The 4,589-nt window shown below is 74.9% G+C and carries 3 protein-coding genes; all 3 read left to right on the top strand.

The window, feature by feature from the left end:
* Window positions 1-74 precede the first annotated feature (74 nt).
* The 3 genes from E0D90_RS23755 to E0D90_RS23745 all read left to right on the top strand — a co-directional run bounded on the left by E0D90_RS23755 (window position 75) and on the right by E0D90_RS23745 (window position 4,162).
* A complete protein-coding gene (locus E0D90_RS23755; RefSeq protein ID WP_130800028.1) occupies window positions 75-869 on the top strand; it encodes an FkbM family methyltransferase in 795 nt (264 codons plus the stop codon).
* An 87-nt stretch (window positions 870-956) separates the two neighbouring features.
* Complete coding sequence (locus E0D90_RS23750; protein ID WP_130800027.1) at window positions 957-2,153, top strand: glycosyltransferase; 1,197 nt, start codon at window positions 957-959, stop codon at window positions 2,151-2,153.
* Between the two features lie 128 nt (window positions 2,154-2,281).
* Window positions 2,282-4,162 (top strand): GAF domain-containing SpoIIE family protein phosphatase, encoded by a 1,881-nt coding sequence (locus tag E0D90_RS23745; protein WP_227870444.1) that lies wholly within the window; start codon window positions 2,282-2,284, stop codon window positions 4,160-4,162.
* Window positions 4,163-4,589 lie beyond the last annotated feature (427 nt).

The raw sequence follows: 4,589 nt of genomic DNA, 5'->3' as shown, positions 1-4,589 counted from the left end.
CGTCCCCTCCCCGCCGCCCGGCCGCGCCGGCACCCGGCAGCACCGACCGTCCACCGCAAGGAGTCCCAGGACAGATGAGCGTTCTGCACCGGGTACGCAACGCCGTACGCAGGCTCGGCATCGACATCACCCGCTACCCCTCCGGCTGGTCCGGCCCGCAACTGGCGCAGCTGCTGCGCGCGCACCGCATCGACGTGGTGCTGGACGTCGGCGCCAACGAGGGCGAGTACGGGGCGATGCTCCGGCGCGCCGGGTACGCCGGCCGCATCGTCTCCTTCGAGCCGCTCTCCGGCCCGGGCCGGGCACTCGCCCGCCGGGCCGGCGCCGACCCCTCGTGGACCGCGCTGCCGTTCGCGCTCGGCGAGGAGTCCGGCTCCACCACGATCAACGTCTCCGGCAACCGGGGCGCCAGCTCCTCCGTGCTGCCGATGCTCGACCGCCACTCCGACGCCGCCCCGCACGCGCGCTACGTCGGCACCGAGGAGGTGCGGCTGCGGCGGCTCGACGAGCTGTGGAGCGAGGTGGTGCGCCCCGGCGAGCGGGTCTTCCTCAAGCTCGACGTCCAGGGGTACGAGGAGCAGGTGCTGCGCGGGGCGGGGGAGCGGGCCGCCGCCTGCCAGGGACTCCAGGTCGAGACCTCGTTCGTGCCGCTGTACGAGGGTTCGATGCTGCTCTCCGACACCCTGGAGCTGGTCCAGGGCAGGCTCGGGCTGACTCCGATGGCGGTCATCCCCGGGTATGTCGACCCGCGCACCGGACAGATGCTCCAGGCCGACTTCGTGCTGTTCCGCGACGAGACGGCCACCGCAGACGCGACCGCCGCGACCGACGCGACCGCCGAGTCCGAGCCCGCCGACCGCAGACCGTAGCCGCCGCGCGGTGCCGTGCCGCCCCGCCCGAAGGCGGGGCGCCGAACAGGTCCCGGGACGCCGGGCCATGGAGGGGAAGTCCCACAGATGCGCGTTCTGCACGTCGTCACCCATCACTCGCCGGACCACGTCTTCGGCGGTCCGACCCGGGTCGCCCTCAACCTCTGCCGGGCGCTGCGCGCCGCCGGGGACGAGGCCACGGTGCTGACCGTCGGCGAGGGCTTCGAGGGCCCGCTGCCGACCGAGGCCGACGGGGTCCCGGTCAAGCTGTTCCCGGCCCGCAAGATCATCCCCGGCTACGGGTTCAGCGGCATGACCTCGCCGACCATGCTGGCCAGGGCCGGCTCCTACGTGCGCTCCGCCGACATCGTCCACGTCCACATGGCGCGTGACCTGGTGACCTTCCCGTTCGCGCTCCAGGCGCTGCTCTCCCGCCGCCCGCTGGTGGTCCAGACCCACGGCATGATCGACCCGACCACGGTGCCCGCCGCCCGGATCGCCGACGCTCTCGGCGTCCGGCGGGTGCTGCGGCGCGCCGACGCCCTGCTCTATCTGACGGACGCCGACCGGCGCGGGGTCGCCGCCGTCACCGCCCCCGCGCGGACCGCCCCGGCCAAGCGCCTGGTCAACGGCGTCACCGCCCAGGAGCGGCGCCCCTCCCGCGCCCAGCGCGGCGGCCCGCCCGTGGTGCTGTTCCTGGCCCGGGTGGAGGACCGAAAGCGCCCGGCGGACTTCGTCGCCGCCATCGCGGCGATCCGCGCCGTGCACGCGGACGCCCGCTTCGTGATCGCCGGCGCCGACACCGACGGCCTGGTCGCGCGGCTGCTGTCGACCGCCGCCCGGCTCGGCGTCGCGGACGCCCTCACCTACGCCGGCCCGCTGGACCACGCCGGTGTCCTGCAGGCGATGCGGCAGGCCGACGTCTACGTGCTGCCCTCCACCTTCGACCCGTTCCCGGTCAGCACCCTGGAGGCGCTCTCCGTCGGCGTCCCCGCGGTGATCACCGCCACCAACGGGCTGGCCGGCGACGTCCGGGGCGCGGGCGCCGGGCGGGTCGTGGACGGCCGGGACGGCGACCCGGACCCCGCCGTCGAGGCCGGGGACAGCGCCACCGCCGCCAACGGCGCGCTGCTGGCGGACGCGGTACTGGAACTGCTGGAGCCCGACGCCAACGAGCGGGCCTCGGAGGCGGCCTGGCGGCTGGCCCGGGAGCGGTTCTCCATCGACAGCGTCACCGACCGGCTGCGCGGGATCTACGCGGACGTGGTGGCGATGCGGCGCTGACCCGCGCGCCGGTCGGTACCGGTTCCGGCGGACCGGCGTGACCCGTCCGCCGCCGGGCCGGGTGGGTTAGCGTGGGATGTACGAAAGGGCGCCCGGCGGGGTCCGGGACCACGGGAGAAGGCGATGTCATGGCAGCTGTCCCCGTGCTCGGTGAGCCGACGGAGGACCGGCGGCGCGAGACCCTCCGGCAGACGGGTCTGACGGCCACTCCCGACCCCGCGATGGAACGGTGCGCCCGCCTCGCCGCGACGCTGCTGGACGTGCCCGTCGCCTTCGTCGTGGCCGTCGGACCGGAGGAGCACACCTATCCCGGTGCGGTCGGCCTCCCCGAACCGTGGGCCCTGAGCCGGCGGGAGCCGGCCGGCCCCTCGCTGTGGCGCCACGTCGTGGACACCGGCCACCCGCTGGTCCTGACCGACGTCGCCGCCGCCGGGCGCGGTGACGGCCCCGGTGGCGGTCCCGGTGACGGCCCGCCCGGGCCGCTGCTGAGCGCGCTGCCCGCCGCCGGATGCGTCGCCGTACCGCTCTCCGACGGGGACGGCCTGACCCTCGGCGTGCTCTGCGCCGTGGACACCCGCCCCCGCGAGTGGACCGCCCGGGAGCTGGCAGACCTCACCGACCTGGCCGCCACCTGCTCAGCCGAGCTGCGGCTGCGCGCCGTCTCCCACGCGGCCGAACGCGCGGGCGCCGCCGCCGACCACTTCGCGGCCCGCACGACCGTGACGCTGGACAGCTCCGAGCTACTGCTGCGCGCGGCGGAGGTGCTGGCCGACACCAAGGGCCTGGTGGATGTCCGCCGCCAGATCGGCGTCCTGATGAGCGGCGACCTCAAGCCCGTCTACGTCGGCCTCTCCCTCGCCGGCCCGTACGGCCTGCAACGGCTGCCGGACCCCGACCGCAGCTACCGCGTGGAGCACGACCACCAGCAGTACGCCCTGCGCGAGGGCTGGCCCACCGCCCAGGCGGTACGGGAGAACCGCATGGTCACCGTGCACGGCGAGGAGCAGCTGCGCGCCCGCTTCAGCGCCGACGCCGTCCCCGTCTGGCGCGAGCTGGGGTTTCAGTCCCTGGTCTGCCTGCCGCTACCCGGCTCACGGCGGGTCGTCGGGGCGCTGGCCCTGGCGTGGGGAAGCCACCACCAGCCCGACGTGGCCGAGCGCGCCGTCCTCACCGCCATCGCCGGGTACACGGCGACGGCGGTGGAGCGCGCCCAGTTCCTCGACGAGCGGGTGGAGGTGGCCCGCCGGATGCAGGAGGCGATGCTCACCGAGCTGCCCGAGGTGCCCGGCCTGGAACTGGCCGCGCTGTACCGGCCCGCGGCGATGCACGACATGGTGGGCGGCGACTGGTACGACGCCTACCTGCTGCCCAGGGCGGACCGCTGCGACGACGACGAGGACGCCCTCGCCCTCACCATCGGCGACATCACCGGCCACGACGTACACGCCGTCACCCTCATGGGCCAGATCCGCAGCATGCTGCGCCAGGCCGACCACGCGCACCCCGGCGAGGGCTCGGCCCACGTGGTCGGTGCGCTGGAGCGCGCCAACGCCGACCTCGGTGTCGGCGCCAGCGGCACCCTCATCCACCACCACCTGTGCCCGGTGCCCGGCGGCTGGCGCATGACCTGGACCAACGCCGGCCACCCGCCACCGCTGCTGGCACTGCCCGACGGCACCACCGAGCGGCTGACCGAGCACGGCATCCTGCTCCACCCCCAGCTGCCGCCCGCCGCCCGCGTCCAGTACCGGCGGCACCTCCCGGTCGGCGCCACCCTGCTGCTGTACACCGACGGACTGGTGGAGCGGCGCGCCGGCGCCGACATGGACGCTTGCACGGAGCTGGCGGGCGCCCTGCTGGCGGCCGGCGTAAGTGACGGCCGCCCGCTGGACGTGCTGCTCCAGGACATCGTGGACGGCGTGGCCGGGCCGTCCCCGACGGACGACGTCGCCCTCCTCGCCCTCCGCGTCACCGCCGGCTCCGACTGCTCCGACGGGTCCGACGGCTGAGCGGCGGGGACGCCCGGCACCACCGTGTCCGAGGTGCGATGGTGCACGCCTTGCGTGAACTGCACAGCCCGCCGGTCGTGGTGAGGAATACTGGAAGTGGTGAGGCGGTGTCTAACCCACGGGATGGGTGAAATGTCGGAGTTTTGTAAAGTAAGTAAAATCCAGTTACTCGCCAGTTAAGACCCCAGGTCACGACCTCTCTTCCCCGCGCACGCGGGGGTGTTCCACCAGGCGCGGCACTGGGAGCAGCGGCAGCGCGCTCTTCCCCGCGCACGCGGGGGTGTTCCCTACCTCGCGGCGGGCGCCCACGGCCTGGTCCCGCTCTTCCCCCCCCCCCGTACGCGGGGGTGTTTCCCCGGCTGTCGCGTCGTCCTACCTGCCTTCTCGTCGCACGCGGGGCTATGGGCGGGGTCGGGGTGGTGTGGGG

Origin of the sequence: Streptomyces otsuchiensis (assembly GCF_004305975.1) — a bacterium.
GTDB lineage: Bacteria > Actinomycetota > Actinomycetes > Streptomycetales > Streptomycetaceae > Streptomyces > Streptomyces otsuchiensis.
Note: the sequence above shows the minus strand (reverse complement) of the source record. Positions and strands in the feature narration are given on the sequence as shown.

What these genes read in the sequence shown, in the direction of transcription:
- E0D90_RS23745 (WP_227870444.1), top strand. Translation starts at nt 2,282, where the DNA reads ATGGCAGCTGTCCCCGTGCTCGGTGAGCCGACGGAGGACCGGCGGCGC.
- E0D90_RS23750 (WP_130800027.1), top strand. Translation starts at nt 957, where the DNA reads ATGCGCGTTCTGCACGTCGTCACCCATCACTCGCCGGACCACGTCTTC.
- E0D90_RS23755 (WP_130800028.1), top strand. Translation starts at nt 75, where the DNA reads ATGAGCGTTCTGCACCGGGTACGCAACGCCGTACGCAGGCTCGGCATC.